The following is a 25,536-nucleotide window of genomic DNA, read 5'->3' on the forward strand; positions in this document are numbered from 1 at the left end:
CCCGTTCCGGCCGCCGAGCGGCGGCCGGAACGGGCCCGGACCGGCCGTTCAGTGACGGTAGACGCTGAGCTCGCCGTAGACCGGCAGCACACCCGCCAGGTCGCCGGGCCCGGCCTTCAGCACGGAGTCCAGGAAGGCGAGGGTGGCCCCGGCGACGACGCGCGGGCTCCCGGTGCGGCCCAGGGAGCCGACGATCGAGGGCACCGGCGGCAGGTAGAGCGGGCCGTCCATGAAGGTGAGGTGCGCGGCGCCGGGGACGGTGAGCCGGTAGCTCGTCGCGGTGCCGGAGGCGAGCACCTCGGTGAGGCGGGGCAGGTAGCGCGGGTCGGTACCCGGGGTGACGGCCTGGGTGAGCGCGAGCGTCGGCCGGCCGAGGGCGGGCGAGGTGGGGCCGTGCGGGAAGCCGTCCAGATCGATGACGGCGTCGACCCGGGGGTCCTGCCGGGCCGCCTGCAGGGCGGCGGCACCACCCATGGAGTGGCCGGTCACCGCGACCCGGCCGGTGTCCAGGCGTCCGGTCAGCGGGTCGGTGCCCTCCCCCCGGTCGAGCGCCTCCAGCCGGGTCAGGACGAAGCCGAGGTCTGCGGCCCGGACCGCCGTCCAGCCGGCCGCCAGCTTCTCGTCCTCGTCCGCGTCGCCGCTGGAGGAGGTCTCACCGGTGATCGTCCGCCCGTCGGTGAGCACCACGGCGGCGGAGTCGTACGGGTGGTCGAGGGCGGCGACCAGGTAGCCGTGGCTGGCCAGTTCCTCCGCCCAGGCGGTGTTCTGGGTCCGCACTCCGCCCGACCCGGGGGAGAACAGCACCACGGGGAACCGTCCCCCCGCGCCGGCCACCGGGGCGCCGAAGACGGCGTGGCTACGGGCCCGCGGGACACCGTCGACCAGGAAGTCCGGCAGGCCGACGGCGTGGGCGAGGGCGGCGGAGACGGTGCGCGCCTCCTGCTCCGTGCGCCCGAGGTACTGGGCCCGCTGCGCCCCGGCGGGGCTCTGCTGCGCGGGGTACCAGAGCTGGACCACGACGGTGCGCCGGTCGTCCGGGTCGGCGGTGAAGGTCTCGGGGCGGCCCGGGTCCGTCCACTGCACCACGCGGGTGCCGACCGCGAACCCGCCCGACGGCTCGGGGAACACGGGAACGGGGAAGGCCCAGGCGGCCACCGGACCGGTGGCGATCAGCCCGGCGCAGGCCAGCGATCCCGGCAGCGCCAGCCACCAGCGGGCCCGCCACACCGGCCGGCCGGTCAGGCGCGCCGGCAGACAGCGGCTCAGCCGACGGTGCCTCAGCAAGGGGAGGAGGGCGAACGGCAACACGAGGGCGGCGCCCGCCAGGACCGGCAGCAGCTGCCAACGCAGCCCGGTCACGCCCAGCACGAGCACGGACAGCAGGAGAAGGGCCCCGGCCGCGATCGCGACGCGGGGGCGGGCGACGGGGGGCAGCCAGCGCGCCACCACCAGAGCGACGGCGCCCAGCAGGGCGAGGACTTCCAGGGGGGACATGGACAGTCCCGTGATGATCTCGGTCACCAGGCCATGCTCGGCGCCGGGCGTGTGCGCCACATCGATCCCCGGTCGCCATCGTGTGCGACCGGGGTCGCAAACCGGGGCGGGCCGTCGTGCCACCGGAGGAGCAGCCGAGCACACCGGATCGGCCGCCGCCCTGCGACCACGGGAGGTACGGACACTCCTCCTGCGGTCGTACCCCGGCACGGTGCCGTCCGACGTCGGGATCATGCGCGCCGCGGGGCCCGCGGCCTACCGTGACGGGGCTGCGGCGCGTGCCGGGCCGGGCGGGGCGAACGTCGCCCGTGCCCGACCCGGATCCGGCCGTACGGTGGCGGCCCCGGCCGGGGCCGCCACGAGGCCGAATCGACAGGGACGGACGTGTGATGACCGAGGCGGCCGCGGAACCCGGCGGGGCCCACCGGCACGGGCCACGGGGAGCGAGGACGGACCCACGGCCCACGGCGCGCGACCACCCGACCTCCGCACGAGCGGCGCGACCGGTGACGGCGGCCGCGCGCCGGGCCTCCCGCCTGCCGCCCGTGGTGGGGGACGCGCTGCTGCCGGCGCTGCTCCTCCTCAACGTCCTGACCACCCGCCCGGTGCACGAGCTCCCGGTGGCCGCCGCGCTCACCGCCGCCCTCGCACTGCCGCTGCTCTGGCGCCGCCGGGCCCCGCTCCCGGTGTTCGGCGCCGTGGCCGCCGCGGCCCTCGTCCAGTGGCTGGCGGACGTCCAACTCCCCGCGGACGTCGCCCTGCTGGTGGCCCTCTACACGGCGGCCGCGCACTCCGGCCGGCGCGGCGCGCTCGTCGCCGCAGCCGTCGTGGAGGCGGGGGCCCTGCTGGCCTGCCTGCGCTGGGCGCCCGGCGGCGCCTTCCTGACGCCCTTCGTCGCGGTCACCGCGATGGTCGTCGCCGCCGCCGTCCTCGGCGTGAACGTGCGCACCACGCGCGCCTACCTCGCGGCCGTGGAGGAACGGGCCGCGCGCCTGGAGCACGAACAGGAACAGCAGGCGCGACTGGCCGTCGCCGAGGAGCGCACCCGCATCACCCGGGAGATGCACGACATCGTCACCCACAACCTGTCCGTGATGGTCGCGCTCACCGACGCCGCCGTCTACGCGCAGCACCGGTCGCCCGACCGGGCCACCACCGCGATGCTCCAGGTCTCCGAGACGGGCCGCCAGGCCCTCACCGACATGCGGCGCGCGCTGGGCGTCCTACGAACCGACGAACCGGACGCGCAGCGCCACCCGCTGCCCGGCATCGCCCAACTGGAGTCCCTCGCCGACCAGATGGGCGCCGCCGGGCTGCCGACCCGGCTCGAGGTGCACGGCGGCCACGGGCACGTCCCCGCCACCGCACAACTCACCGTCTACCGCCTGGTACAGGAAGCCTTGACCAACACCCTCAAGCACACGCCCACCGGCACCCGCGCCACCGTCCGGATCGGGTGCTCCACCGGGGCCGTCACCGTGGACGTCACCGACAGCGGCCCCCGCCCGCCGCGCCCCGCCGCCACACCGTCCGGCCACGGCATCCCCGGCATGCGCGAACGCGCGGCCGCCTACGGGGGGACGCTGCGGGCCGGACCGCTCCCGGGCGGCGGCTGGGGGGTCCGTACCCGCCTCCTCCTCGACGGCGGCGGGGCGGTGTCCGCATGACGATCCGCATCCTGATCGCCGACGACGAGGCGCTGCTCCGGATGGCCTTCGGCACCGTCCTGGACGCCCAGCCCGACATGGCACCGGTCGGCGAGGCCGCGGACGGCGCCGAGGCCGTCCGCCTCGCCCGGGAGCTGCGCCCCGACGTCGTCCTGATGGACGTCCGGATGCCCGGGACCGACGGGATCGAGGCGACCGGACAGGTCATCGCGGCCTCCCCGCAGAGCAGGGTGCTGATCCTCACCACGTTCGACCTGGACGAGTACGCCTTCGCCGGGCTCAGGGCGGGGGCCTCGGGCTTCCTGCTGAAGAACACCAGGCCCGAGGAACTCCTCACCGCGATCCGCAACGTCGCCGCGGGCGACGCGGTGGTCTCCCCGCGGATCACCCGCCGCCTGCTGGAGGACCTCCGCCCGCACATCCCGGGCGGCCCCGGCGGCCCCGGTGCCCGCGGCGGCCGCACCGCCGAGCAGGACGAGCGGCTGGGCCGGCTCAGCGCCCGGGAACGCGAGGTGCTCGTCCAGGTGGGTCGGGGCCTCTCCAACGCCGAGATCGCCGCCGTCCTGTACCTCGCGGAGGCGACGGTGAAGTCCCACCTGGGGCGGATCCTGCACAAGCTCGAACTCCGCGACCGGATCCAGGCGGTGGTCTTCGCCTACGAGAGCCGTCTCGTCCACCCGGCCTGACGCCGCCGCGGCCGCCCGCTCGCGCCGGCCCCGGCTACGTCGGGTGCGCGCGACCCGGAGCCGTCGCCGTTCGCGCGCTCCGGGCGAGGCCGGCCCGCAGGACGGCCGCGGCGGCCTCGGCCTGGCGGGCGTCGAGGACGTCGGCCTGCCGCCCGGCGCGCTCCTGCAGCAGCCGCAGCCGGGAGTCGAGCGGCCCGTCGGAGGCCACCGCGGCGCGCAGCGCCCGCCAGAGCGCGATCTTGCCCTGGACACCGGCGCGCATGGCCTCCGCCTCCAGGAGGTCGCTCAGCGGGGAGCGGCGGACGACCCGGCCGTTGAGCTTGAGCCGGCCAGCCTTCTCCGCCGCGGTGCCCAGCAGCATCCGGTGCCACCGCGGCCGGACGCCGAGGGCCCGCATCAGGCCGACGAGGGTGTCGCGGTCCTCGGTGATCTCCGTCGCCAGGCGCCGGAGTTCGGGCGTGTCCGGGTGCTCGCGGGCGATCCGCCGGGCCAGGGCCGCACCGCCGTAGGCACCGGCGAGGTGGTCGTTGAGGTAGAGCGCCAGCAGGCGCCGGTCGTCGTCGTCCGTCATGGTGAGACCCCTTCGGGGTGCGGGTGCGGGTGCGGTGTCAGGCGGCCAGGGCGGCCGGGCGCAGCAGGACCTTCGTCCAGCCGTCGTCCCGGTGGTCGCGGCTGCCCAGTGGCAGGCGATGGAAACGGCCCCGGGTGGTGGTCTCCGGGCCCGGTCGCCCGTCCCGGGCGGCCCTACCCGCGGCCCTCGACCGCCCGGACGTCGCCGGTGAGCGCGTAGCGGCGGCAGGCCAGGAGTTCGTCGAGCGTGCTGCCGACGTCCTTCCCGAGCAGGTGCAGCACCGACTCGGCGTCGCGGTCGGCGAGGTAGCCCGGCGCCACCCGCAGGGCCAGCAGGCCCAGCTCGCGGAACCCGTCCAGGACGCGCCGTTGGGCGTCCGCGCCCTGCGCGACGGCGGCGCGCCACGCCTCGACGTCGCAGCCGTCCGGTCCCTGGACGGAGCCGAGGTCGGCGGGCGGGGCGTCCGGGCGTTCGCGCAGTTCGGCGACGGCGTCCGCGACGGCGGTGCCGACCGCGCCCGCCGGCAGCCCGCCGGCGCCGTCGCGGGCCTGGCCGAGGCGCTCGGTGATCAGGTCGGCGAGTTCGGAGAGGCGCCCGCGTAGCTCGACGACCGTCCGTACGGACAGCACCGGCCAGTCGTCCCAGGCGTGCGCGCGGGCGGGCCCGGCCGCGTCCGTCACGGTGGCCGTGATCAGCTCGGCCGCCGCGGCGAGGTCGAGCAGGCGGTACGCGGTCGGCCGCGCGACGCCGAGCCGCGCCATGGCGTAGGCACCCCAGGAGGGGTGGCCGAGCGCGGCCCAGGCCCGGGCCCGGTGCGCCGCACGGACCCGGCTCGTCAGGACCAGGGCGGAGGTGCCGGCGTCGGTGATCGCGGCCCGCAGCTCGTCGGTGAGGCGTTCGGCGTCGGCCCGGCCGACGGGGGCCCCGGGCCCGCGTGTGTCGTTCATCGGATTTCCCTGCCAGTGGTCGGGTGCGTCGGTCGGCCCCCGGTCCGACGGTAGGCGGTGCGGTGCTCTCCGGGGCGGAGACTCCGCCGGAGCGGGGTTCGTGGTTGAGTGACGGCACGGCTGGACACACGCCGGGTCGGGGTGTGTCCACCGGAATGCGAGGGACCGACATGACCGCCCGCTGCGCCTGCTTCTCCCGCTGCGCCCGCTTCGACCGCCGCGACCCTCCCGACCGCTTCGAGCGCCGCGGTGCGCACCGCCGGACGCGGGTGTCCGGGTGGCCGGGCGAGCCCGTCCTCCCGCGGTGCCCCCGATGAGCGGCGTGCGCCGCCGGGCCCGGAGCGCGTCGCGCGCCGGGGGGCCCCGGTGGTGGCCCTCCCTGCGGGCGGTGGCGGTCGACGCGTGGCGGCAGGGGCGGGAGATCGAACTCCTCCAGCGCTCGATGGCCTTCGCCGCGTTGTTCTTCGTGACGCTGGTGCCCCTGCTGATCGTCATCGCGGCCGCCTTCCCGTCCCGGGGCAGCGGGATCACCGAGTGGATCACCGACGGCCTCGGCCTGACCGGTCGCGGCGCCGACGCCGTCCGTGGGCTGTTCGGCTCCCGGGGCCAGGTCCTCAGCACCACCACGGCCTTCGGCCTGGCTGCCCTGGCGGTGTTCGGCGTGTCCCTGCTGGCCGCCGTCCAGGGTGTTTACGAGCGGATCTGGGGGCTGGACCGGGGTCCGTGGCACGCGGTGTGGCGGCAGGCGATCGGCCTGGCCGGGCTGACCGGCTACCTCGTGCTGGCCGCGTGGAGCGGCTCGCCCTGGCGGCACTCCGGCCTCCAGCCCACCGTCCGCATCCTGGCGTCGGTCGTCGGCGGGGTGCTGCTGTTCTGGTGGCTGCAGCGGCTGCTGCTCGCCGGCCGGGTTCCGGCCCGGGACCTCCTGCCGGGCGCCGTCGCGACCGTCGTGGCCCTGGCCGGGCTGCGGTTGTTCTCCCGGCTGGTCTTCGCGCCGCTGCTGGTGTCCAACGCGGTCTCCTACGGGACGGTCGGGACGGTCCTGGTCGTGCAGTCCTGGCTGATCGGGGTCGGCTACACCGTGTACGGCGGCGCGCTGGTCGGACGTGCGGTGATGCGCGCCCGCCGGGGGCCGTAGGCGCCCGTGTCGGGCCGTCGGGCGGCTCAACGCGAGGAGGCGGCGGGTGCGCCGGGCGGGTCGTCGCCGCCGCGGGGACCCTTCGCCCCGTCCGGTCCGTCCCCGTCCGGGGCCTCCTCGTCGCGGAAGGACACGTCGACGTGCTGCTCCGGCCGGCGCTCCTCCTGCCGGGCGACGGAGGACAGCACCTTCTCGTCCGCGCCGGTGAGGGGCGGTTGGAGCAGACTGCGCGGCCACAGTCGGCGGGCGAGGACGACGTTGGTCTCGGCCGCGTAGACGGTGACCTGCGCGGCCAGGTAGAGCCAGGAGAGCAGGCCGATCACCGTCGCGAAGAAGCCGTAGACCTGGCTCGTGTGCCGCAGCTGGTGGGAGATCAGCAGCGCCCCGAACGCCTGGAGGAGCGTGAACAGCGGCCCGGCGACGGCGCAGCCGGGCCACAGCGCCCGACCGGGCACCTCCCGCGGTGTGAGCACGCGGAAGCAGGCCAGGCACAGCGCGGCGTTGATCAGCGCCGAGACCAGCAGCCCGCCGACCCTGGCCGCAGGCCCGCCCAGCGTGGAGCCGATCAGCCAACCGGCGGCCGTTCCCAGCAGCAGTCCTACGGCGAGGACCGCGAACAGCAGCAGCCCGCGGGCCAGCCGGGGCCAGTAGCCCGGTCGTTTGACCCCGGGCACGTTCCAGACTTCCGCCATGGCGTGCTGCAGGACCTGGGCGATGCCGAGCGCTCCGTACAGCAGGCCGAGCACGCCGATGGTCAGCGCGAGGGCACTGCCCTGGAGGGAGTGGACGTTCTGGCGCAGCTGGTCGCCGATGATCGGGAAGTCGGCGAGGGCGGAGTCCAGCACCGACTTCTGGGCGCCGGGATGGCCGTGCAGCACGAACCCGAGGGTGGTGCTCAGCAGGAGCAGCAGCGGGAGCAACGCGACGAAGCCGTAGTACGTGATCAGGGCGGACAGCAGACCGCCCCGGTCGTCCCCGTACTTCTTGACGACGCCGACGACCACACCGGGCACGAGGTGCCGCTGCTGGAAGCGGTCCGCAGACCGCAGCTTCCGTTCGATGGCGTTCATGCCCGCGCGTCTGCCCCGGACGGCGCCCCGGACACCCGGCACGCTCCCCGCGCCCCGGCCGCACCTCGTACCGCCGAGGGTTTCCGGACCGGCCGGGGAGTGATCCGCCGCGCACCGGGCACACGCGCAGCGGTCGGGGCGGGAACCGGCACGGGTTCCCCCGGCAGCCCGGCGGCCGCACCGGCGCCCGCAGGGCGACGGCACCCGGGCCCCTGACCGCCCGCCACGGAAGGAGCACGGCGATGAGCGGACGTACGGCCACGAGCCGACCCGAGAAGCCCGGCGAGCCCGGAAGCCCCCGGAAGTCCGGCAGGCGCGACGCGCCGGAGGTCGACGAGGAGACGCGCGAGCGGTCCTCGGAACAGCGGAACATCACCGCCCCCACCCCGCCGGACGTCCGGGCCGAGGGCGAGGACGACGACCGACCCGAGCCCCCGGCCGGCGACACCCGGGCCCCCTGACGCCGCTCCCCGACGGCCCGACCCCGGGAGGCGGGGCGCATGACCTTCAGCCATCCGGCCGAGCGCGGCCGGGGACGCTTCGCACGGCTGGCCGAGCGCGCGTCGAACCTGACCGGTTCGCCGCTCTTCTACGCCCTGTGCGTGCTGCTCGTGGCCGCGTTCGTCGGCGTCCACGTCGCCGGGGTCTCCCCGTCCTGGCAGTACTTCGTCGGCGACATGATGTCGGCCGTCACGCTGCTGCTGCTCGCCCTGCTGAAGAACGCCGAACGCCGGGCCGAACGCGCGATCCAGCGCAAGCTCGACGCGATCGCGGCGGCGCTGCTCGCCCAGCAGGAGGACGACCCGGGCGAGGCGATGCAGGATTTGAGGGACGCGATCCGCATGGAGGAGGAGGTCTGAGCGGCCCGGGGTGTCACGGCGTTCCCCGGCGGGGCGCCGTGAGACCCCGGGAACCCACGTCCCGACGGAGGTACCAGGCCATGAGCGACGACGACACCGCGCTGGGCCGGGTCCTGGCCCGGCTGCTGGCCCGCTCCCAGGGGGCCGGACCGAACGAGGTGTCCCACCTGCTGCGGGAGGCCGCCCTGGCGCTGGGCGCGACCGAGGCGAGGGTCTACCTGGCCGACGTCCAGCAGCGGCACCTGGTTCCGCTGCCGGATCCGCCCGGGGCTCCCGGGCCGGACCCGGTGGACGTCGGGAGCACCCTGGGCGGCCGTGCCTACCGGTATCAGGAGGTGCAGATCTCCACCGGGACCCCCGCGGTCGGGTGGTTCCCGCTGGTGGACGGGATCGAGCGGATCGGCGTGCTGCGGATCGAGGCGCTGACCCTGGGCCGGGAGACCGTCGAGGCCTTCGAAGCGCTGGCCGCGCTGGCGGCCCTGCTGGTGCTCTCCAAGGCCGCCTACAGCGACGTCATCGTCCGGACCACCCGGCGGGAGGAGATGAGCCTGCAGGCGGAGCTCCTCTGGGCCTTCCTGCCGCCGCGCACCATCGGCACCCGCGACGTCACCTCCAGCGCCGTCCTGGAGCCCGCCTACGACGTGGGCGGCGACGCCTTCGACCACTCCATGGCCGGCGGGCGGCTGCACGTGTCCGTCTTCGACGCGATGGGCCACGACCTCGCCTCCGGCGGCGCCAGTGCGGTGGCCCTGGCGGCCTGCCGCTCCACCCGGCGGGCCGGCGGCGGCCTGGCCGACATCACCCGGACCATCGACCGCGCGCTGGCCCGGTGGATCCCGGACCGCTTGCTGACGGCGGTCGTCGCCGACCTCGACACGGGCACCGGCGACCTGGCCTGGGTCAACTGCGGCCACCCTCCGCCGCTGCTGATCCGCGACCGGCACGTCGTCCCCGACGCGCTGCGCCGCCATGCCGAGCTGCCGCTCGGACTGGGCTTCCACGACGGCGAACAGACCGTCCACCACACCAGGCTCCAACCGGGCGACCGGCTGCTCTTCTACACCGACGGCGTCACCGAGGCCCGCTCCGGCGCCGGCGAGGTCTTCGGCGAGCAGCGCCTGACCGACACCCTGGTCCAGCACATGGCCGGTGGCGAGCCCGCGCCGGAGGCCCTGCGTCATCTGGTCCACGGCCTGCTCGCCCACCAGGACCACCGCCTGCGCGACGACGCCACCATCCTGCTGGCCGAGTGGCATCCGGACCGCTCCGAGCCGTGACCGCCCCGGCGGACAGGCATGGAGTCGCCGGGCCGGGGCAGACGCGGTCCGAGACCCCGGGTCCGTTCGATTCGAGTCAGCCGAGGAGGATGTCGTGAGTACCGGTAAGAAGATCAAGCACACGGCCGAGACCGCCAAGGGCAAGGTGAAGGAGACCGCCGGAGAGGCCGTCGGCAATGAGCGCCTGATCGCCAAGGGCAAGGCCGAGCAGGTCAAGGGCGATCTCGGACAGGCCGGTCAGAAGGTCAAGGACGCTTTCAAGCACTGACCCTCAGGACACGGCGTGCGCCTCCCGTCCCCGAGCCGGGAGGCGCACGCCGGTGCCCGGCCCGGCGGGCGCACGGCCGGGGCCGTGTGGTGGGGTCAGGGCCCGGATCCGGTGTCGGGGTCGTCCAGCGACCGGGTGCCGCCCGTGTGCCGGTGCAGGTGCCGGACCGGCAGCAGCAGCCAGCAGAACGCGAACCACGCCATGACGGCCCCCGCGATCCAGCCCGCGGCCATCGATCCCGTCGCCACCCGCAGCAGGAGCAGCAGGGCGGAGCCGATGGTGAGTGCCAGCAGGACCAGGCCGACGGCGACCAGTCGCGCCGTGGCGTCGACCAGTTCGGGCTTCAGGCGACGCCCGGCGAAGATCCGGTGGTAGGCGACCGGTGCGGTCAGCGCGCCGGTGGCGAGGGCGCCCTGGACGACCGTGGCCACGTACAGTCCGCGGTCGAGGGCGCCGAGCCCGGCGGACCGGGGCATGAAGACCACGCTGAGCAGGAAGCCGAAGAGGACCTGTGAGCCCGTCTGGGCGACCCGGACCTCTTGCAGGAGGTCGCTCCACCGCCGGTCCGCCCGCTCGTCGGGCGACTCACGGCGACCGGTCCGGGCCCGGTGGAGGTGGCCGTCGCGTCCGGTGTCCGGTGCCGTCGGCATGGTGATCGCCTCCGTTCCTCTCCTCGCGGTGCGTGTAGCCGGAGGGGATCCGGGCAAACGCGCCGCATGGACGTGGAACAGGCGCTGTGCCCGGTCGCACCCGGGCCGACCCGCGACCCGCGGACGACCCGCTCCGACCTGCCGACCCACCCCCACCCCGGGGCTGCGCCGACGGCTCCGGGCCGGCCGTCCGCAGGAGCACCTGATCGCGGCGGGACGGGGGACCGGTGAACGGCTACCGGAGGCCGCCCCCGCCGCCGGCGCCGAGGGTGCCGGCCGTCGGCGAGACGAGACGGCTCGCCCTCGCCGGCGGAGACTGCGCGGTGCGCCGCAGTCGTGCGTTCAGCGTCGAGGCGTTGCGGGCCTGGCGTTGGTGGGCCGTCGACGACCCCTCCGCCCGCGAGGCGCAGCGGGCCGTCGTCGAGGACGTGCTGCTGATGGTCTCGGAACTGGTGACCAACGCCTGCCTGTACGCCCCCGGCGGCCCGCGGGAGCTGCGGCTGCACTGGGACGGCGTCCGCTTGCGGGTGGAGGTCGTGGACGCGAGCCCGGTGCCGCCCCGTTTGCGCGAGGAGGTGGTTCCGGGGCGGCCGTGCGGTTACGGCCTGCGGGTGGTGGACCGGCTCGCCGCGGCCTGGGGTTCGGTACCCGAGGGTGGGGGCAAGGCGGTCTGGCTGGAGGTGTCGCCCCCGCCCGACGGGCCCGCACGGCGGCTCTGACAGCCCTCCGAGGGGGGCGGTGCGTCATGGCGGCGGGTCACGCCGGCCCGGGGTGCGGCCGGGGAAGCGGCGGCGCCGGATCGGGTTGGGGGAGGGGATCCGGGAAGGGCGGGATCGGCGGGGGTTCCGGGTCGGGGCCCGGGCCCGGCCGTGGCGCGGGGTCGGGGTGCGGGAACGGCTCGGTGTCCGGATCAGGTGGGGTCGGGACGGTCATGGCGATGTCTCCGTCGGGCTGCGGGGTGGGGGAGGTGCGGTCAGCGGCCGAGCGCGTGCGCCAGCTCGCGCTTGTTCATCTTCGAGCGGCCCTTGATGTTGCGCTGCCTGGCCTCGTTGTACAGCTGGTCGTAGGTCGGGCCCTGGGCGCCCTGGTGGGAGCGCAGCCCGCCGCGGCGGCCGGACGAGATGTCGTGGGTGGAGCTGCGGCTCGCGGTCCTCGACTCGCCGTGCCGTGCGCGTTCCTTGTTGACCGTCCGGGCGGCGATCTCCTCGGCCCGGTCCTCGCTCTCGCCGCGGTCGAGCGCGCTCTCCTTGATGTGCTCGTACTGGCGCTCCCGCTTGGGGCTGGATCCTCGGGGCATGACCGGCACTCCTCTCGGCATCGAGGTCGTTGCCCGGGCACGTCTACCCGGGCAAATCGCAATAAACCGGCCGAATCGTGAATTCAATGTCGCATGTCGGGTAGAACAACCGTGCGGCGGATCGGCAGAGACCCGCCGACCAGCACCCGAGCCGGGTGCCACCGGGACCTTCGCTTGAAGAAGCCGGGCACGGGTCCTGGGGGAAGAAGCCCACGATGCGCGAGCGAGAGTTCGCCGGCGTCGTCCGGGCGTTGACCCCGATGCCCAGGAGATCCACGTGACCACTCCCCTCGATACCGCCAGCCCTGCCGGCCGGGATCCCGCCGGGTCCGCCGAGCCCGTCGAGTCCTCCGGCCTGCCCCCCGACCTGCCGCCGAGACCCACCGAGGCCGAGCTGCGGGCGATGGGCAAGTCCGAGGCGCGCGAGCTCAGCGACGCGCTGTTCGAGCGCCTGGCCGGTCTCGCCCGCGAGACGCACGCCTACAGCTACGTCCGCGGCACGATCATCGAGCTCAACATGCCGCTGGTCCGCTTCATCGCGGCCCGGTTCCGGCACCGCCCCGAGGACATGGACGACATCCTCCAGGTGGGGACGATCGGCCTGATCAAGGCCGTCGACGGGTACGACCCGCAGCGCGGCGTCGAGTTCGTCACCTACGCCATCCCCACCATCGCGGGCGAGATCAAACGGTTCTTCCGGGACACGTCCTGGCCGGTGCGGGTGCCCCGCAGCATGCAGGAGCTGTACCTCACCGTGGCCCGCGGCTCGGACCGGCTGGAGCAGGAGCTAGGACGGCTGCCGCGACCGGAGGAGATCGCCGAGGACCTGCACCTCACGGTCGAGGAGGCCACCGAGGGCCTGGTCGCCGGCCGGGTGTACCGGCCCAACTCGCTCGACGCACTGCGCGACCAGGACACCGACGAGAGCGGGAGCGCGCTGCTGGACCGCCTGGGCGCGTGCGACCCGGGCATCGAACTCGCCGACTTCCGCACCGCCGTGCGCCCGCTCCTGGAACACCTGCCGGAGCGCGAGCAGACCGTGCTCAAACTGCGGTTCTGGGACGGCTGGACGCAGTCCCAGATCGCCGAGCGGATCGGCGTCTCCCAGATGCACGTCTCCCGGCTGCTCTCGGCGACCCTGGCGGGGCTGCGCGAACAGCTGGAGGACCAGGACGCCGACGGCTGGACGGACGATCCGCCGGAGCCGGAGGAGTGAGCCCCGCGGGGCCGACCGGCGCCCGGGCGGGTGAACGCCCGGCGGCCTGATCCGCCGGCGTTCCGCCCGCCGGCCCGCCGGTCGGCACGGTCAGTCCGCGTCGCCCGGGTCCGGGAACGAGTGGTGCTCGTGGGTGACCACCCAGCGCCCCGCGTCCTTGCGCAGGCCGACGGTCAGCCGCAGGCGCTGCGCGGGGCGGTCCGCGAGGTCCTGCGGCGTCCCGCAGCGCAGCAGGGCGAACGCGAACGCCACCTCCGACCCGGTGGTGACCTGCAGCGACTCGACCTCGAAGACGGCGCCCCGGGCCTGCCACTCGAAGAACGGCGGCCAGCTGTCCCGGTAGGCGTCGATGCCGCGCACCCCCTCGTACGGCGGGGGCACGTCGAACATCACCACGTCCGCGGCGTGGTCGGCCACGACGCCGTCCAGGTCGCCCGCGTGCACGGCCGCCGCCCAGCGCTCCACCAGTGCCCGGACCTGCTCCTCGTCAGTGGCCATGGTCAGGATGCTCCGCCACCCCGGCCCGCCCCGCAACGGCGGGGCGGGCCGGAGCCGCGGCCCGACCGGTGACCGGCGGGGCCGGGGTCGCTCAGGAGGACTTGCCGCGGCCGGTGACGAGGTCGCGGGCGCGGTCCACCAGGCCGGTGCCGGCGGCCAGCAGCTTGTTGTCCGGGGCGTTCGGGTGGGGCCGGGTGGGGGCGAGCTTCTTCGCCCGGCGCACCTGGTCCCCGAGTTCGTCGAGCGCCCCGGGCGGGCAGGCGTCGGTCAGGGCGGGGAAGAGGTTGCGCTCCTCGTCCTGGATGTGGGCCGTCACCTCGGCGACGAGGCGGTCGACCACCACGTCGAAGCGCACGTCGCCGCAGTCCACGCCCTCCAGCTCCTTGAGGAGCTTCTCCACCCGTTCGTGGTCGGCCACCTCGCGGTCCGCGATCGCGTCCCCGCCGGGGACGTGGTCGCGCACCGCCGGGTACAGGTACTGCTCCTCCGCCACCGAATGCCGGACCAGCTCGATGGTGACCTGGTCGGCGACCTCCCGGCGTCGTTCGTCGCCCGCCGGAAGCGCCTGGATCCGGGCGAACATCTCCTCCACCTCACGGTGGTCCGTCATCAGTTCGTTGACCACGTTGCCGCCGTGTCCCATGACCTCTGCTCCTGTTCCCGACGAGTGCGCCGGTCGGTGTTCGGACGCGGCGCCCGGCCCGGGGGCGGGCACCTCGGACCCGGCGTCTTTCCGTGTTCGGACGAGATATGCAGGGGCCGGGGGCGGCGCTAGAAATCCGGGCCGTCGGGTAGGCGCGCGGTGGTAGTGGGACGTCCGGTACCGGGACGGAAGGGGAACTCCATGTTTCTGCTGGGATTTCTGCTGTTCGCGGCGTCCGGCGCCTTCATCGGGCTGCTGATCGCGGACAACCTCTCCGGGGGCCCCGAATACCAGGTGACGGTCCTCGGCCACGACCTGGTGACGCTGAACAGCCTGGCGATCTTCCTGTCCGGCGTCGCCCTCGCGCTGCTGTTCTGCCTCGGCCTGGCCCTGATGGGGGCGGGTCGGCGGGTCCGGCGCCCGGCGCCGGCGCCGGTGGCTGCGGGCGGCGCCGTCCCCCGCGAGGCCGATCCGCAGCGTCCGGTCCGCCGGGCGCGGGTCGGCGCGGACCGGGCCGGTGCGGCGCGCGACGGCGAGGACCGGATCGGCGAGGAGCGGGCTGGCGAGGAGCGGGTCGGCGAGGCCCGGATCGGCGAGGAGCGGGCCGGCGAGGAGCGGGTCGGCGCGGACCGGGCCGGTGCGGCGCAGGACGAATCGCTGACCGTCCCGGGGAGCCCGGCCGACGAGCAGGGAGGCCGAGCCGAAGGCATTCCCGTCGCGCCGCGGAAGGAGGCCCGCAGACGGCACCTGTTCGGCCACTGACCCGGCCGCGGCCCACGGCCGGGGGCGTGGCTCCCCGGCGTGAGCGGCTGCATACTGTCCGAACACGTCGGAGGTCCTCATGCCCATGGTGGATGTCGCCGCGCTCGCCCGGCTGGTCGCGGAGTACGACGCCCTGTCCGCGCTGCCGTCCGCCGAGGCCCGGCAGCGGCTGCGCGACGTCTGCTACACGATCGGCATCTACACGGGTGAGACCGACCCGGCCCGCGCGGTCGCCCGGGCCCGGACGCTGCTGGACCCGGCCCTCCGCGCCACGGCGACGGCCGCGGTGCAGCCGGTGGTGGCGGTCGCCGACCGTGCGACCGGTCCGCTGCTGGCCGAACTGGAGGAGCTCGCCGGCCGCGAGCGCGGACGGCACCGGCCGAGCCTGCACGACGTCGTCCAGCTGACCAGAGTGGTCCTCCCGGACTGCGTCGGCGCCGCCGTGAGCACCTGGTCCGACGACGGTTCCGTCGAGACCCTCGCGGCGAGTTCCCCACAGCTGTTGGCCCTCGAGCGGATCCAGGGCGAGGCGGGCACCGGGCCGCTCGCAAGGATCCGCAGCCAGGGGGAGGGGCAGGTCGTGGTCCCCCTCGACCCGGGTCGCCCCGGCCGGTTCGCCGACCGGGCCAGGCGCTGCGGCGTGCGTGCCGTGGCGACGGAGCACCTGCGCACCCTGCCGCACGGGTGCACCGCCTTCAGCGCCTACCTGCGCACTCCGGTACAGCCCGGTACACCGGCGGCGGCCCTGGTCACCGTCCTCGCCCTGCAGGCGTCGGCCGCGCTGGACCGCTCCGCCCTGACCCGCACGGTCGCCGACCTGCTCGACCGGCGGCACGCCACCGGTCTGGCCCTCGGCATCACCATGGAGCGCTTCGGGGTCTCGGCGCACACCGCACTGACCCTGCTCGCCCGGGCGGCCCAGCGGCTGGGAACGGACCTCGACACCGTGGTCCGCCGCCTCGCCGCGGACGGCCGGCTGCTCCCCGCGGGCGCGGACGGGCCCGGTCCGTGACCGGTCCGGGGCAAACGGCTTCCGTGCGGCCGGGCCCGGCGCGATGGTTACGCGGGCGGCCACCGGGCAGACGCGCGATCGGCCGGGAAGCGCCCGGTTGCACGACGCGAGGAGGCTTCAGATGAGCATGGTGAAGGAATCCGTCGACGTCGACGTCCCCCTGCACGCCGCGTACAACCAGTGGACCCAGTTCGAGGAGTTCCCGAGGTTCATGGAGGGCGTCGAGTCGGTGACCCAGCTGGACGAGCGCCACAACCACTGGCGGACCAGCATCGGCGGCGTCACCCGGGAGTTCGACACCGAGATCGTCGACCAGCTGCCCGACGAGCGGATCGCCTGGCGCACCATGGACGGCGACGTCCGGCAGAAGGGCGTCGTGACCTTCCAGCGGCTCGACGACTCGCACACCCGCGTCAACATGGCCATCGACTTCCAGCCCACCGGGATGGTCGAGCGGGCCGGCGACGCCATGGGCATGGTCGACCGCAGGGTGAAGGGGGACCTGGTGCGGTTCAAGGACTTCATGGAGGAGCGCGGCCGGGCCGAGGGCGGCTGGCGGGGGCGGATCAGCCCGAGCTGAACCCGCCCTTCCGCCGTCCGGGCGGCTCCGGTCCCTCCCCGTGGGGCCGGAGCCGCCCGGGCTTCCGCCCGCCGCCGCCCGTGCTGCGAAAGCCCCGTCGTCCTCGGCGCCCCTGCGCGGCCTCCTCACCACGGTGCTCCTCCGCATCGGTCCGAATGGCTTCGACGCCCGGGGGTAGGCGCCCGGCATGGAGGACATCGGACCCCCGGCGGGCGACTGGACCACCGGCGACGACGCGGACGGGCTCGACCTGTGCGACCACTGCGGACAGGCCGTGGCGAACTCCGACCTGCTCGGCGCGCTGGTGCCGGACTCCTCCGCCCTGCATGCCACCGACCCCGGGCTCGACGGGAAGAGGGTCCTGACGGCCTGTTCCGTGGAGCACCTCGCCGCGCTGATCGAGCACTACCGGGTCCGCCCGTTCGTCCCCGCGGAGCAGTGGGCGGGGAAGGTCTGCCGGGCGATCGCCGACTACGACGAGCCCGTACCGCTCAGCCTGGTCGCCCGGCTCAGTGGTCTCTCCGTGCAGGAGGCGTCGCAGGGCGTGGAATGGCACAACGCCCGCGCCCGGGAGTGGCGGGAGACCTACGGCGAACAGGGGGCGCCCGAAGAGGACGACGGCGAGCCGTGATCCGGTGGGCCGTCATCGTGAGGACGACGAGTCACGACGGGAAGGACGACGAGTCATGAAGCACGCCAGGCACTACCGTCTCATCGCCGGCGATCCGCACCGCGAGATCCTGCTCACCGCCACCGGAGCGATGGGCAGCCAGGGCACCGAGGTGTACGTGGACGACTCCGGCGTCGTCCGGGCCGAGGTCGACGGCCACGGCGACGTGCGCACCGTCACGAGCACCCTGTTCCTGGGGCGCCCGCTCCGCATCGAACCCGTGGCCTGACGCGTTCGGCACCCGCTCCTGCCGCTGGAGAGCACCCGCCGGGACCGGCGGGCGGGTCCGCGATGCCGAGCCAGCCCCGCCATGCCGCGCGGGCACCCCCCGATCGGCCGGTCGAATCCGGCATGGCGGCCACCGTCCCGGGTACCCGCCGACGTTCGGGGGCGTCCGCGCCCCGACCCGACAGGCAGCCAGGCTGCCCCGACCCTGCTCTGATCCCAGCCGACGCAGGAGGAAAGATGACCCACCACGCCAAAGCCCTGGCCATCGTCATGAACCACGGCGTCGAACAGGACGAACTCCTCGTCCCCGTACACCACCTGCGCGAACAGGGAGTGCAGGTCGACATCGCCGCCCCCGAGCGGGACCCCATCCGAACCCTCGTCCGCGACAAGGAACCCGGAGAGACCGTCGACCCGACCCACACCCTCGACGAGGTCGACCCCACCGGCTACGACCTGCTGCTCATCCCCGGCGGCACCCTCAACGCGGACGCCCTCAGGCTACGCCAGTCCGCCGTCGACACCGTGCTGGCCTTCACCACCGCCGGTCGGCCCGTCGCCGCCATCTGCCACGGACCGTGGTTGTTGGCCGAGGCCGGAGTCGCGTACGGCAAGCGGCTGACGTCCTTCCCGTCGCTGCGCACCGACCTCGCCAACGCCGGTGCGACCTGGGCCGACGAGCCCCTGGTCCAGGACGACGCGAACGGCTGGCGGCTGGTCACCTCCCGCAACCCCGACGACCTGGAGCACTTCCTGCGGGGCGTCGACGCCGCACTGCGCGAGCGCGCCGAGGCCGTCGGCCTGCGCTGATCGGCTCAGGGGGCTGAGCGGCGTGCGGACCCAGCCATATCCTGAAGCCATGAGCGACCAGCACCCGGTGTCGGGGTGGACCTTCCTCACCAACCACGCCCGCGTGCTGGTGCAGATCGCCCGGGACCCGGGTATCCGGGTGCGCGACATCGCCACGCGCTGCCTGCTCACCGAGCGGGCGGTGCAGCGGATCATCGTCGACCTCGAAGAGGCCGGCTACCTGAAACACGAGCGTCGCGGCCGCGCCAACCACTACGAGGTGATCGCGGGCAAGCAGCTGCGGCACCCGGCCGATGCGGGCCCGACCATCGCGGAGCTGCTGGCCGTCCTGCTCCGCTGACCGGCCGTCCTGCTGCGCCGGGGTGAGCGCTGCAGGACGGCCGAACGTGCGGTCACCGCGGGTGCCCGGCTCGGCCCGCACCGTGCACGGCTGCGCATCGCGGACTCGACGCGAAGCGATCCCCGCCGTCCCGATTCGTGGAATCCCCCTCGGGTGAGGGGAGCCGACGGGACGTCACCAGGGGGTCCGGACGGCTCAGTCCCGGACGCGGCGGTAGCGCTCGTAGACCACGCGGGAGCCGAAGGTGCCGGTCTCGACCAGCTCCATCCGGATCTGCTCGGTGACGGGCGGCAGGAAAGGGGTGCCGCCGCCGACGACGACCGGGTGGCGGAGGATCCGCAGTTCGTCGACGAGGCCGAGTTCGACCGCCGCGGCGGCCAGGCCCGCCCCGCCGACCGCGAGGTCGAGGTCGGTCGCGCCCTGTGCCGCGGCGGCCTCCTCGGTCAGCGGGGCCCGGGCGAGCCTGGCGTTGCCCCGGACGGCGTCCAGGGTGCGGCTGAAGACGACCTTGGGGACGGCGGACCAGGCGTCGGCGAACGCGGCGTGGAGCTCGTCGCCGCGCATCGACGGATCCGTCTCCCAGGGCAGCATGGTCTCGTAGAGCTTGCGGCCGCAGAGGAACCCGCCGAGCTCGCGGACCTGCGCGAGGTGGAAGCGGAACTGCTCGTCGCTCGGGACCGTCCAGGCGAACGCGCCCTCGCGGTCGGCGATGAAGCCGTCCACCGAGACGCCCATCGAGTAGATCAGCACGGTTTGGGCCTCCTGGGTGCCGGGGTGACGGACGGGGGTGCGACGCACCTCTCCCGCCCGGGTGATCGTACGGCCGGGCCCGCCGCCGGGCCGCGAACGCCGTGCCGCGGGTCGTGTGTGCGGGGCGGGCGTTGTGCGGCTGCGCCCCGGCGTGCGCTCCCAGGGTGTGACGGAGGCGCCGTGCGCCGTGCGGAACTCCCTTGTCGGTGGCGGCGGTTAGTCTTGCGCCGCTGCCCCGCCTGTGGGTGGTGCCCGGGTGGCGGGCGGCGTTTGGCGGGAATCGGGGCGGTGGTGGTGCGGGTGGTGGACGTAGGGTGTGCGCTGCAGAACTGTGAACGACTCGACGGGGGACGACGATGAAGGTGGCTGCCAGAAGCCGGGACTTGGCCGGGCTGGAGCGCAAGCTCCGCAGTGCGGGGCGCCCGTGGACGCTCGCCGAGGTCGTGATGACCGCTGACGGGCAGTGGGCCGTGGGGGCGGCGAGCCGCCGGACGGCGAGCGGTCCGGAGCGGGGCCGGGAGGAGCACCGGGGGGCGGGTCCGCGCGACGCGGCGGGCGCCTGACCCCGGTCCGGACACGGCGTCAGACCGCGGGCCTCGGGCCGGTCCGGCGGATCCTGCCAGGGCGCCGGGTCCCACCGGGCACGCGCTACCCGCCCTCGGTCGCGGTCTGCCGGGCGGCCGTGTGCAGGAAGGCGATCAGCTCGCGGACGAGGGTCGTCGGGCGGCGCTGGTGGACGATCGAGATCTCGCGGGCCGGCGCGCAGCCGGCCAGCCGGTGCAGGGCGAGCCGGGACCGGTCCGTCCTGGTCAGGACACTGGCCGGGACGAGGGCGACGCCGAGTCCCGCGGTGATCAGCGCGAGGATGGCGTGGTAGTCCGCGGACTCGTAGGCGACGCGCACCCCGACCTCGGCCTGCCGGGACAGGCTCTCCAGGCAGACCCGGTTGGGGATCCCCGGGGCGCCGGAGATCCAGGACTCACCGGCGAGCTCGCGCAGGCCGACGGGCCGGTGCGCCGGCCGGTCGGCGAAGGGGTGACCGGCCGGGACGACCAGGCGCAGCGGGTCGTCGAGCAGCTTGTGCCGTTCGAGGCCCGGGTGCGGCGCCGCGGGCACGCCGGGACGGTAGCGGTGGGTGATCAGCGCGTCGAGGTCACCGGACGTCACCAGCCCGTAGCCGCCGGGCGGTTCGATGTCGACGAGGGAGAGTTCGGCCCGGGGGTGCCGGTCGCGCAGTGCGGCGAGGGCGGAGGGGACGAGGACCTGACCGGCGGTGGCGAACGCTCCCAGGGCCAGCCGCAGCGGTTGCTCGGCGATGACGGCGCCGATCTCGGCGCGCGCCCGGCGTAGCTCGCCGACGACCCGTTCGGCCTGGGCCAGGACGAGGGCGCCGACCGGGGTGAGGACGACGCCGGTGGCACGGCGTTCCAGGAGCCGGACGTCGAGGTCCTTCTCCAGTTTGGCGATCTGCTGGGACAGCGCCGAGGGGGTGAAGGCGAGCCGGCGGGCGGCCTCGGCGATCGAGCCGGAGTGCGCCACCTCGACGAGGATGCGCAGCCGTTGGACGTCCAGTTCCCGTTCCATGCCGCCTACCGTAAGCGTGGCTAACGGCCGGCAAGGAATCCTCGCTGGTGCTGATGGCTCGGCGCCGCGGATCATGAGGGCATGAACCCGACGCAGATGCTCTCTCCCGCCGCCGTCGCCCGTGCCGCCGAGCGGATCGGCCCCTACGCCCGCCGGACCCCGCTGCTCGACCTGGAGCTGGACGGCCGGCGGGTCCTGCTGAAGCTGGAGCACCTGCAGCGCAGCGGCTCCTTCAAGTTCCGCGGCGCCGTCAACGCGGTGCTGGAGGCCGGGGCGGCCGGCCCGGTGGTGGCGGCCTCGGGCGGCAACCACGGTCTGGCGGTGGCCGAGGCGGCGCGGCTGCTGGGCGTGCCCGCCACCGTATACGTGCCGGAGTCCGCGCCCGTCGCGAAGACGTCGCGGATCGAGGCGGCGGGTGCGCGCCTGGTGCAGCACGGCGCCAGGTTCGCGGAGGCCGCGGTGGCGGCCCGGGAGGCGGCGGACCGGGCCGGGCACCGCTTCCTGCACGCCTACGAGGACCCGATCGTGATCGCCGGGCAGGGGACGCTGGCCGCCGAGGTGGTGGCGCAGGCCCCGGGGGCCGACGCGATCGTGGTCGCCGCGGGCGGGGGCGGCCTCGCGGCCGGGACGGTGCTGGGCGCCGGGGGTCGGACGGTGGTGGCGGTGGAGCCCGAGGGCTGCCGGTGCCTCCATGACGCGCTCGCGGCGGGCGGGCCGGTGGACTCGTCGGTGGACTCGGTGGCGGCCTCGGCGCTGGGTGCCACCCGGGTGGGCGACCTGGCCTTCGGGGTGCTGTCCGGGGCGGGGGTGCGGTCCGTGCTGGTCGGGGACGATCAGCTGGTGGCGGCGCGGGACCGGCTGTGGGAGGAGTGCCGGATCGCGGTCGAGCCGGCCGGGGCGGCGGGCTTCGCGGCCTGGCTGGCGGGGCTCGTGCCGGGGCGCCGGCCGTGCGTGGTGCTGTGCGGGGCCAACGCGGAGTGGACGGCGGGGTGACGCTCCCGGCGCCCGCCGGGTGACGCCGCGGCCGTCCCCGGGCCCGGCGGGTGCCGGGGAGCGTGCGGGCGGCCGGGAACGCGAAAGCTCGCCGGGAACGCGAACGCCGCCGGGACGGGTCGGTTCCGGCGGCGTGGCGTGGCGTGGCACGACGGCCGCGGTCGCCCGCGGCGCGGGCCGTGGAGGGACCGGCCTTACAGCCCCTGCCAGGCCGGCTTGGCGGCGTAGGTGTCGCGGAAGTAGCCGGCGAGCTTGAGGCCGGAGGCGGCGGCCTCGTCGACCACGACGGTGGCGTGCGGGTGCAGCTGGAGGGCCGAGGCGGGGACGGCCGCGGCGAGGGGGCCCTCGACGGCCAGCGCGACGGCCTCGGCCTTGGCCTCGCCGGTGGCGAGCAGGACGAGGTGGCGGGCCTCCAGGATGGTGCCGATGCCCTGGGTGATGACGTGGTGCGGCACGTCGTCGATGCTGTCGAAGAAGCGGGCGTTGTCCTCGCGGGTCTGCCGGGTGAGGGTCTTGATCCGGGTGCGGGAGGCCAGCGAGGAGCAGGGCTCGTTGAAGCCGATGTGGCCGTCGGTGCCGATGCCCAGCAGCTGGAGGTCGACGCCGCCGGCCTGGGCGAGGGCCCGGTCGTAGGCGGTGGCCGCGGTGGCGATGTCCTCGGCGTTGCCGTCCGGGCCGAGGAAGGAGGCCTCGGTCAGGCCCAGCGGTTCGACGACCTCGCGCAGCACGACCGAGCGGTAGGACTCGGGGTGGCCGGCGGGCAGGCCGACGTACTCGTCGAGCTGGCAGACGCGGGCGCGGGAGGCGTCCAGCCGGCCGTCGCCGACGCGTGCGGCGAGGGCCTGGTAGATCGGCAGCGGGGTGGATCCGGTCGCCACGCCGAGCAGGGCGTCGGGTTTGCGCGACAGCAGATCGGTGATCGCCGTGGCGATGAGTTCGCCGGCCGCAGTGGCGTCAGGGACGATCACGATTTCCATACGGGTCCACCGTTTCTGAAAACGACAAGGAGGTCTAGACCATTCTGTCGTGAACGGGGGCCCCAGGTCCAGCCGGGTCCCGGGGCCGGTCACCAGGGGCCGGACCGGTGGTCGGGCGGTTCCGCGGCCGGCGGTGCGGGCGCGGCCACCGGCGTGCCCGCGGAGGGGGCGGGGGACGGGCCGGCGGGCGGCGCGGACGACCGGCCGGACGGGAGTTCGGCGATGACGGCGCCCGCCAGCAGACCCACGGCGATCACGGTCAGGATGGTGACCAGCTTCGTGATGTCCCGGAAGCCCTCGATCGGATGCCCGCCCGCCAGGTCCGTCAGCCCGCGCAGCCCCAGCGAGCCGACGGTGAGGGTGAAGAACCCCGGCAGGGCCAGGACGAGCCGCGGCGGCATGCCCGGCCGGCGACTGAGCAGGCCGGCGGCGGCCCCGAGCGCCACGGCCGCGACGAAGGTCCCGCCGAACTCGCCGAACAGCCAGGTGCCGACGCTCTGCACGCCGACGGTCAGGTAGACCAGCACCAGCAGCGCCGGCAGCAGCCGCCAGGGCACCGCGAAGGAGAGCACCGTGCCGACGGTGAAGACCACCCAGCTCAGGAACAGCATCCACCGCGGCAGGTCGCCGTGGGCCGCGACGTCGAACAGCGAGTGCCGCGGCGTCCCCGTGAAGACGAGGCCCAGCAGTACCCCGACGTACAGCTGCAGCAGCAGGAACACCGCGTAGACCAGCCGGATCGCGCCGGTGGTCAGGTACCCGGCGGCCAGCTCCGCGGCCGCGGCGCTCAGGTAGTCGCCGGGGACGAAGTAGAACAGCGCAGGCAGCATCAGCAGGACCGGCCCGCCGTGGGCGGGGGTGCCGGCGAAGGCCTCCAGGGCGATCACCGAGACCGCCACCGCCGCGACCGGCGGCAGCAGGACGGCCAGCCGCGGCACGCGCTCGGCCCCCACGGCCAGCCCGGCGCTGACCGTGGCGAGCACCGCCGTCGTCCACACCTCGTACCAGGTGGCCTGCATCAGCGGGGCGAAGCCGACGGAGAACAGCACGATGCCCAGCATCCGCAGCCACCACGGGTAGGGCTGCGGGGCGTCGGCGATCGCAGCCAGCCGCCGGTCCGCCTCGGCCGCGCCGATCCGCCCGGCCGAGACCTCGGCCAGCAGGGGGTCGAGGGCGACCACCCGGTCGAGGCGGAACACCTCGGGGAACGCCCGCACCCCTGCCGTCGTGGTCCGCCCGTGCGAAGTCACCGTGACGGTGGCGCCGTCCGGCACCACCAGCAGGGCGGCGCTGCCCCCGCAGTCGCGGGCGGCCCGGCGCACCGTCCGCTCGACCTGCTCGGCGCCCTCCCCGCTGACGCCGAGCAGGACCTCCGTCAGCCGGGTCAGGAAACCGGCCAGCTCCTGGTGGGTGCCGGTCGGACGGTCCATCCGGGTACCTCCGCGGGTCGTGCCAGGGCGGTGGCGGCGGTCGTCGCGCGGCGCCGCGCGGGCGCTCAGGGGGTGCGATCCGTGTTCCGTCCCACCCTGCCCCGGCCCGGGCGCCCCCGCCCGCCGGACACGGCCGTCAGGGCGCCCGGGCCGCCGGGCCGGGCACCCACGGCGACCAGCGCGATCAGAGCGGAGGCCCGGGTGCGGCGGCGTCCGGGCGGGCCGGTACATTCGCCCCCGTACCAGCCAGCGAGGGGAGAACTCCCGTGCCCGACCGGCCCAGCCTCCTGTACGTGACCGACCTGGCCTACCAGGCCCGCGGCCGACGCTACTGCGACGAGGACATCCTGCTGACCTCCCGGCTCCGGGCCGAGTTCGACCTCGCGCTGTGCCACCCGCTGGACGCCCGCGCCCTGATGGCGGGCTTCGACGCCGTGGTGGTCCGCAACAGCGGGCCGGTGCTGCACTACCGGGACGAGTACGCGCGCTTCCGCGAGCAGGCCCTCGCGGACGGCGTCCGGGTCTACAACCCGCTGACCGGGCGCGCGGACATGGCGGGGAAGCAGTACCTGCTGGACCTCACCGAGGCCGGCTATCCCGTCATCCCGACCGTCGACCGGCCCGGGGACCTGGACCGGCTGCCCGACAGCGCCGCCTACGCGGTCAAGCCCAAGGCCGGCGCGGACAGCATCGGCCTCGCCTTCCATCCGCGCGCGGAGCTCGCCGGGATCGACTGGACGGACGTCCTGGTCCAGCCCCGGATCGACCTCCGCTACGAGGTCTCGTTCTACTTCGTCGACGACGCCTTCCAGTACGCGCTGTACGCACCCGATCCGGACCGGCGCTGGGTGCTGGAGCCCTACCGGCCGAGCGAGGCCGACCTGGCCTTCGCGCGGCGCTTCGTCGCGTGGAACACCCTCGACCACGGGATCCAGCGGGTGGACGCCTGCCGGTCCCCGGACGGCGGGCTGCTCCTGGTGGAGCTGGAGGACCTCAACCCCTACCTGTCCCTGGACCGCGTCGACGTCGGGACCACGGACCGGCTCGTCCGGGCCATGGCGGACTCCCTGCACCGCTTCCTCGGCTGAGGCCGGGGCCCGCACGCCCGCGAGCCCACG

General features: G+C 75.1%; 31 protein-coding genes. 19 read left to right on the forward strand and 12 right to left on the reverse strand.

The genetic code is table 11. The annotated features are described in order from the left end of the window. Positions 1-48: 48 nt before the first annotated feature. Positions 49-1,494, reverse strand: a complete 1,446-nt coding sequence (locus ACIRS1_RS30215) for an alpha/beta hydrolase family protein (protein ID WP_402845285.1) — start codon at positions 1,492-1,494, stop codon at positions 49-51. Positions 1,495-2,000: 506 nt separating this feature from the next. On the opposite strand from ACIRS1_RS30215, the gene ACIRS1_RS30220 reads away from it, so the two are divergent. Together ACIRS1_RS30220 and ACIRS1_RS30225 are read left to right on the forward strand one after the other, a co-directional pair. Beyond that, entirely contained in the window at positions 2,001-3,161 is a 1,161-nt protein-coding gene (locus ACIRS1_RS30220) for a sensor histidine kinase (RefSeq protein ID WP_402845222.1), read from the forward strand. Further along, entirely contained in the window at positions 3,158-3,847 is a 690-nt protein-coding gene (locus tag ACIRS1_RS30225) for a response regulator (RefSeq protein ID WP_402845224.1), read from the forward strand. Before ACIRS1_RS30220 ends, ACIRS1_RS30225 begins: the two co-directional genes overlap by 4 nt. A 34-nt stretch (positions 3,848-3,881) precedes the next feature. Here the strand turns inward: ACIRS1_RS30225 and ACIRS1_RS30230 are convergent, their stop codons facing one another. Continuing rightward, the gene (locus ACIRS1_RS30230) at positions 3,882-4,418 is read right to left on the reverse strand and encodes a hypothetical protein (protein WP_402845226.1); all 537 of its coding nucleotides are present in this window, start codon (positions 4,416-4,418) and stop codon (positions 3,882-3,884) included. A gap of 173 nt (positions 4,419-4,591) precedes the next feature. Then, complete coding sequence (locus tag ACIRS1_RS30235; RefSeq protein ID WP_402845228.1) at positions 4,592-5,365, reverse strand: hypothetical protein; 774 nt, start codon at positions 5,363-5,365, stop codon at positions 4,592-4,594. 388 nt (positions 5,366-5,753) lie between these two features. Here ACIRS1_RS30235 and ACIRS1_RS30240 point away from each other — a divergent pair, with 388 nt between their 5' ends. Then, complete coding sequence (locus ACIRS1_RS30240) at positions 5,754-6,503, forward strand: YhjD/YihY/BrkB family envelope integrity protein (protein WP_360219225.1); 750 nt, start codon at positions 5,754-5,756, stop codon at positions 6,501-6,503. A 26-nt stretch (positions 6,504-6,529) separates the two neighbouring features. Here ACIRS1_RS30240 and ACIRS1_RS30245 read toward each other — a convergent pair whose 3' ends face one another. Then, complete coding sequence (locus ACIRS1_RS30245) at positions 6,530-7,573, reverse strand: YihY/virulence factor BrkB family protein (RefSeq protein WP_402845230.1); 1,044 nt, start codon at positions 7,571-7,573, stop codon at positions 6,530-6,532. Between the two features lie 242 nt (positions 7,574-7,815). Between ACIRS1_RS30245 and ACIRS1_RS30250 the strand changes: the two genes are divergently transcribed. From ACIRS1_RS30250 to ACIRS1_RS30265, 4 genes are all read left to right on the forward strand, one after another. Continuing rightward, positions 7,816-8,034 carry a hypothetical protein gene (locus tag ACIRS1_RS30250; RefSeq protein WP_402845232.1) on the forward strand — a complete coding sequence of 73 codons (219 nt, stop codon included), beginning with the start codon at positions 7,816-7,818 and terminating at the stop codon, positions 8,032-8,034. A gap of 39 nt (positions 8,035-8,073) precedes the next feature. Continuing rightward, the gene (locus ACIRS1_RS30255) at positions 8,074-8,433 is read left to right on the forward strand and encodes a low affinity iron permease family protein (protein ID WP_360219216.1); all 360 of its coding nucleotides are present in this window, start codon (positions 8,074-8,076) and stop codon (positions 8,431-8,433) included. 80 nt (positions 8,434-8,513) lie between these two features. Further along, positions 8,514-9,710: a PP2C family protein-serine/threonine phosphatase gene (locus ACIRS1_RS30260; RefSeq protein WP_402845234.1), complete on the forward strand. Its 1,197-nt coding sequence runs from the start codon at positions 8,514-8,516 to the stop codon at positions 9,708-9,710. A gap of 94 nt (positions 9,711-9,804) precedes the next feature. After that, a complete protein-coding gene (locus ACIRS1_RS30265) occupies positions 9,805-9,978 on the forward strand; it encodes a CsbD family protein (protein WP_402845235.1) in 174 nt (57 codons plus the stop codon). 95 nt (positions 9,979-10,073) lie between these two features. Here the strand turns inward: ACIRS1_RS30265 and ACIRS1_RS30270 are convergent, their stop codons facing one another. After that, the gene (locus ACIRS1_RS30270; RefSeq protein ID WP_402845237.1) at positions 10,074-10,628 is read right to left on the reverse strand and encodes a DUF6328 family protein; all 555 of its coding nucleotides are present in this window, start codon (positions 10,626-10,628) and stop codon (positions 10,074-10,076) included. 323 nt (positions 10,629-10,951) lie between these two features. On the opposite strand from ACIRS1_RS30270, the gene ACIRS1_RS30275 reads away from it, so the two are divergent. Then, positions 10,952-11,347, forward strand: coding sequence for an ATP-binding protein (locus ACIRS1_RS30275; protein ID WP_402845239.1), 396 nt, complete (start codon positions 10,952-10,954; stop codon positions 11,345-11,347). A gap of 254 nt (positions 11,348-11,601) precedes the next feature. Here ACIRS1_RS30275 and ACIRS1_RS30280 read toward each other — a convergent pair whose 3' ends face one another. Beyond that, the gene (locus ACIRS1_RS30280) at positions 11,602-11,925 is read right to left on the reverse strand and encodes a plasmid stabilization protein (RefSeq protein ID WP_402845241.1); all 324 of its coding nucleotides are present in this window, start codon (positions 11,923-11,925) and stop codon (positions 11,602-11,604) included. A 277-nt stretch (positions 11,926-12,202) separates the two neighbouring features. Between ACIRS1_RS30280 and ACIRS1_RS30285 the strand changes: the two genes are divergently transcribed. Continuing rightward, on the forward strand, positions 12,203-13,141 hold the full coding sequence (locus tag ACIRS1_RS30285; RefSeq protein WP_402845243.1) for a SigB/SigF/SigG family RNA polymerase sigma factor: 939 nt from the start codon (positions 12,203-12,205) through the stop codon (positions 13,139-13,141). 90 nt (positions 13,142-13,231) lie between these two features. Here ACIRS1_RS30285 and ACIRS1_RS30290 read toward each other — a convergent pair whose 3' ends face one another. Continuing rightward, positions 13,232-13,639, reverse strand: coding sequence for a nuclear transport factor 2 family protein (locus tag ACIRS1_RS30290; protein ID WP_402845245.1), 408 nt, complete (start codon positions 13,637-13,639; stop codon positions 13,232-13,234). Between the two features lie 91 nt (positions 13,640-13,730). Beyond that, the gene (locus ACIRS1_RS30295) at positions 13,731-14,282 is read right to left on the reverse strand and encodes a hemerythrin domain-containing protein (RefSeq protein WP_402845247.1); all 552 of its coding nucleotides are present in this window, start codon (positions 14,280-14,282) and stop codon (positions 13,731-13,733) included. A gap of 201 nt (positions 14,283-14,483) precedes the next feature. On the opposite strand from ACIRS1_RS30295, the gene ACIRS1_RS30300 reads away from it, so the two are divergent. The 7 genes from ACIRS1_RS30300 to ACIRS1_RS30330 all read left to right on the forward strand — a co-directional run bounded on the left by ACIRS1_RS30300 (position 14,484) and on the right by ACIRS1_RS30330 (position 18,684). Next, complete coding sequence (locus ACIRS1_RS30300) at positions 14,484-15,044, forward strand: hypothetical protein (RefSeq protein WP_402845248.1); 561 nt, start codon at positions 14,484-14,486, stop codon at positions 15,042-15,044. Positions 15,045-15,123: 79 nt separating this feature from the next. Beyond that, positions 15,124-16,056, forward strand: a complete 933-nt coding sequence (locus ACIRS1_RS30305) for a DUF5133 domain-containing protein (protein WP_402845249.1) — start codon at positions 15,124-15,126, stop codon at positions 16,054-16,056. Positions 16,057-16,177: 121 nt separating this feature from the next. Next, positions 16,178-16,636: an SRPBCC family protein gene (locus ACIRS1_RS30310; protein ID WP_402845251.1), complete on the forward strand. Its 459-nt coding sequence runs from the start codon at positions 16,178-16,180 to the stop codon at positions 16,634-16,636. Positions 16,637-16,823: 187 nt separating this feature from the next. Next, positions 16,824-17,267 (forward strand): hypothetical protein, encoded by a 444-nt coding sequence (locus ACIRS1_RS30315; RefSeq protein WP_402845253.1) that lies wholly within the window; start codon positions 16,824-16,826, stop codon positions 17,265-17,267. A gap of 55 nt (positions 17,268-17,322) precedes the next feature. Further along, on the forward strand, positions 17,323-17,535 hold the full coding sequence (locus tag ACIRS1_RS30320) for a DUF6296 family protein (protein ID WP_402845255.1): 213 nt from the start codon (positions 17,323-17,325) through the stop codon (positions 17,533-17,535). Positions 17,536-17,771: 236 nt separating this feature from the next. After that, positions 17,772-18,344, forward strand: a complete 573-nt coding sequence (locus ACIRS1_RS30325; protein WP_402845257.1) for a type 1 glutamine amidotransferase domain-containing protein — start codon at positions 17,772-17,774, stop codon at positions 18,342-18,344. 49 nt (positions 18,345-18,393) lie between these two features. Next, positions 18,394-18,684 carry a helix-turn-helix transcriptional regulator gene (locus ACIRS1_RS30330; protein ID WP_402845259.1) on the forward strand — a complete coding sequence of 97 codons (291 nt, stop codon included), beginning with the start codon at positions 18,394-18,396 and terminating at the stop codon, positions 18,682-18,684. 195 nt (positions 18,685-18,879) lie between these two features. On the opposite strand, the gene ACIRS1_RS30335 is transcribed toward ACIRS1_RS30330, so the two are convergent. Next, positions 18,880-19,419 (reverse strand): dihydrofolate reductase family protein, encoded by a 540-nt coding sequence (locus tag ACIRS1_RS30335; RefSeq protein WP_402845287.1) that lies wholly within the window; start codon positions 19,417-19,419, stop codon positions 18,880-18,882. 377 nt (positions 19,420-19,796) lie between these two features. On the opposite strand from ACIRS1_RS30335, the gene ACIRS1_RS30340 reads away from it, so the two are divergent. Further along, on the forward strand, positions 19,797-19,997 hold the full coding sequence (locus ACIRS1_RS30340; RefSeq protein WP_387903077.1) for a hypothetical protein: 201 nt from the start codon (positions 19,797-19,799) through the stop codon (positions 19,995-19,997). A gap of 85 nt (positions 19,998-20,082) precedes the next feature. Here ACIRS1_RS30340 and ACIRS1_RS30345 read toward each other — a convergent pair whose 3' ends face one another. Then, positions 20,083-21,018 (reverse strand): LysR family transcriptional regulator, encoded by a 936-nt coding sequence (locus ACIRS1_RS30345; protein WP_402845261.1) that lies wholly within the window; start codon positions 21,016-21,018, stop codon positions 20,083-20,085. An 81-nt stretch (positions 21,019-21,099) separates the two neighbouring features. On the opposite strand from ACIRS1_RS30345, the gene ACIRS1_RS30350 reads away from it, so the two are divergent. Then, the gene (locus ACIRS1_RS30350) at positions 21,100-22,011 is read left to right on the forward strand and encodes a serine/threonine dehydratase (protein ID WP_402845263.1); all 912 of its coding nucleotides are present in this window, start codon (positions 21,100-21,102) and stop codon (positions 22,009-22,011) included. A gap of 194 nt (positions 22,012-22,205) precedes the next feature. Here ACIRS1_RS30350 and ACIRS1_RS30355 read toward each other — a convergent pair whose 3' ends face one another. Further along, positions 22,206-22,988: a glucosamine-6-phosphate deaminase gene (locus ACIRS1_RS30355; RefSeq protein WP_360219380.1), complete on the reverse strand. Its 783-nt coding sequence runs from the start codon at positions 22,986-22,988 to the stop codon at positions 22,206-22,208. Between the two features lie 89 nt (positions 22,989-23,077). Beyond that, positions 23,078-24,418, reverse strand: a complete 1,341-nt coding sequence (locus ACIRS1_RS30360; RefSeq protein WP_402845265.1) for a threonine/serine exporter ThrE family protein — start codon at positions 24,416-24,418, stop codon at positions 23,078-23,080. Positions 24,419-24,684: 266 nt separating this feature from the next. On the opposite strand from ACIRS1_RS30360, the gene ACIRS1_RS30365 reads away from it, so the two are divergent. Then, on the forward strand, positions 24,685-25,506 hold the full coding sequence (locus ACIRS1_RS30365; RefSeq protein WP_402845267.1) for a hypothetical protein: 822 nt from the start codon (positions 24,685-24,687) through the stop codon (positions 25,504-25,506). Positions 25,507-25,536: the final 30 nt, after the last annotated feature.

This window comes from Kitasatospora sp. NPDC101176, assembly GCF_044768035.1.
In the GTDB taxonomy this organism is placed as follows: domain Bacteria; phylum Actinomycetota; class Actinomycetes; order Streptomycetales; family Streptomycetaceae; genus Kitasatospora.